The sequence below is a fragment of the Synechococcus sp. B60.1 genome, assembly GCF_047462555.1.
Taxonomy (GTDB): Bacteria; Cyanobacteriota; Cyanobacteriia; order Thermostichales; family Thermostichaceae; genus Thermostichus.
In genome coordinates, this window is sequence record NZ_JANSJN010000114.1 from 6,189 (window position 1) to 8,539 (window position 2,351).

Below are 2,351 nucleotides of genomic sequence, written 5' to 3' on the forward strand. Positions count from 1 at the left end.
CTTATCCTCGGCACCAACGCAGCACTCAACATTTTGCGCCGGGCCCTGAAGATGTTGGGAATTGAGTGGAACAGCGCCCAAGGGCATTGGGGAACTGCCTTGCAAGAGGGAACCCTTGGGGAGATGAGCACCGCTGCTGGGGAAGGGCAACCCAACTCAGCAAGTGCTGTCGTGGAACCCGGAACAAGAATCCCCGCCCTTTGGGGCTGGGGAGTATGTCAACGGTCGCTCCAAGGATCCCTGCCGGCAACTGGAGGCTTGCCGGCTTCTAGGAGAACAGGCTAGACTGGGAAAGCGCCGCGGGGTAGAGCAGCCTGGTAGCTCGTCGGGCTCATAACCCGAAGGTCACTGGTTCAAATCCAGTCCCCGCTATGAGAACTCAATATCTGCAGGCATTGGGAGAGCTTCTCTAAGTTGTCTTGAGCCGAAGCCAGGAAGACGGCGCATGGATCCGCGGGAAATCGAGGCGTTGATACAGGCTGCCCTGCCCGGCGCGAAGGTGCAGGTAGAAGATACAGTTGGCGACGGCAACCATTTTCAGGCCGTCGTCGTGGCTGAGCAATTCCAAGGCCTCCCCCTCATCAAACAGCACCGCCTGGTGAACGAGGCCTTGAAGCCCTACCTTCAGGATGGCCGTCTCCACGCCCTAGCCCTCCGTACCTTTACCCCTACCCAGTGGCAGCAGCTTCAGGGAGCAGATCCCGGCTCAGCTCCCCAGTCATCCCCCTTCCCTCCTTCTTGAGCTACTAGCCAAAGCTGATACGGAGCAGGGAAAAATCATCTTCAAGATCCGCCCTGCCGCGGAAAGATTGGATGTGTTGCAGAACGCGATCGAGGCCAATGCAGGCATGGGCGCCTAGGAACGACTTCCAGTTCTCCATTCCCCAGATCCCTTCCGAGGTGGACACTTCGTAAACCCCGTCGCTGAACACGTACAGACAACTGTTGGCCGGGATCCGCACTTCGTCCCTAGCAAAGTCCTGATCGGGCAAAATGCCAATGGGCAAATTGGGTGTTTTCAGCTCTAGGGGGATGGGATCTGATTGAGCAACCAACAGAGCGGGGGGGTGGCCAGCGCTGGCAAAAGAAAGCAAGCGAGATCGCGGCCGGTAAACCCCATACCAGAGGGTGAAGTACATGTCATGGTGGGATCCCATTTGGAAGGATTGGTTGAGGGCGCGCAACACCGCATCCGGCTGCCGCAGGTCGGTGTCGGGCAGGCTCTGGGAACGCAGCTGGTTCATCACCGACACGGACAAGAGGGCGGATCCCACCCCATGCCCCGACACATCTAGCAGGTAGATGGCCAGATGATCCTCGTCTAGCCAGTGGTAGTTAAATGAATCCCCCCCCAACTCCTGCGAAGGCAAAAAGCACCACTCGATGGCTATTCGGTGATCGGGGAAAGAGGCCGGCTTGGGCAAAAGAGAACGCACATAGCTGGCCGCCTCGGCCAGTTCTGCCCGCAACCTGGCGGTTTGCTGTTGCAAGTCGTAGCTGAGCTGATGCAAGCGCAGCCCAGCCCGCACGCGCGCCCGCAGCTCGTTGGGATCGATGGGCTTGCTGAGGAACTCGTCTGCTCCAGCATCCAGGCCCTGGATGCGGTCTTCGACTTCGGTGCGAGCAGTAAGCAAAACAAAGAAGGTGGTGGAAAACTTGGGATCAGTCTTGATGCGCCGGCAGACTTCCAGCCCATCCATATCCGGCATCATCCAGTCACAGATAATCAGCCCCGGGGTTAGGAGATGAGCTTTCTCCAGCCCTTCCAAGCCACCGCTGGCCATCTCGACGGTGTAGCCCTGCCGCTCCAGGGATCGCTTCAACACCAGCCGAATGGTGGGATCGTCGTCCACAATCAAAATGGCCGTCATGCACCCTAATCCTGAATCAACCCGAATTCAGAACGCATCAAACCGCAACTCCCGGGTAGACATACCGGTAGGCAGACTTTCTATCGTAGCTTAGGGGTTGGGCAGAAAAACCGGCTCGGCAAGAGGGGGGAAAGACTCAGCAACCTCGTCCACCAGAGCTAAAGTTGCGTATCGATCGGTGGAGCCCCAAAACCGTGGTTGCACGCTACCCAAAAGCTGACTGTTTCAAGATACTGGTGGGAATAGATAACAGCGCGAGGTTTTTGGGCAGACTCTGCTTTAGAGACTTCCGTTGGACATAGAGACACAGATCACATCTTACCCATCCTTTGCCGGTCTAGAGTGACCTTTGAGGTTAAACGCCCTTTGCTGCATGAGTGCATCCCCCCTACCTTTATCTCCTCCGTCCGTTCGGGATTCGCAGGCGGCTTCACCCACGGCACCCCGCCAAGCTCCCAGGGGAGAAATCCGGCTGGAGGA

Annotated in this window: 2 protein-coding genes and 1 tRNA gene; 2 read left to right on the top strand and 1 reads right to left on the bottom strand. The window is 57.7% G+C overall.

Annotated elements, in window-relative coordinates:
- The first annotated feature begins 298 nt into the window (after positions 1 to 298).
- Both NW863_RS11395 and NW863_RS11400 read left to right on the top strand, forming a co-directional pair.
- Positions 299 to 372: transfer RNA gene (locus tag NW863_RS11395), tRNA-Met, on the top strand.
- 73 nt (positions 373 to 445) lie between these two features.
- A complete protein-coding gene (locus tag NW863_RS11400) occupies positions 446 to 742 on the top strand; it encodes a BolA family protein (protein ID WP_414366454.1) in 297 nt (98 codons plus the stop codon).
- A 4-nt stretch (positions 743 to 746) separates the two neighbouring features.
- Here NW863_RS11400 and NW863_RS11405 read toward each other — a convergent pair whose 3' ends face one another.
- Positions 747 to 1,871 (bottom strand): PP2C family protein-serine/threonine phosphatase, encoded by a 1,125-nt coding sequence (locus tag NW863_RS11405; protein ID WP_414366455.1) that lies wholly within the window; start codon positions 1,869 to 1,871, stop codon positions 747 to 749.
- Between the last annotated feature and the right edge of the window lie 480 nt (positions 1,872 to 2,351).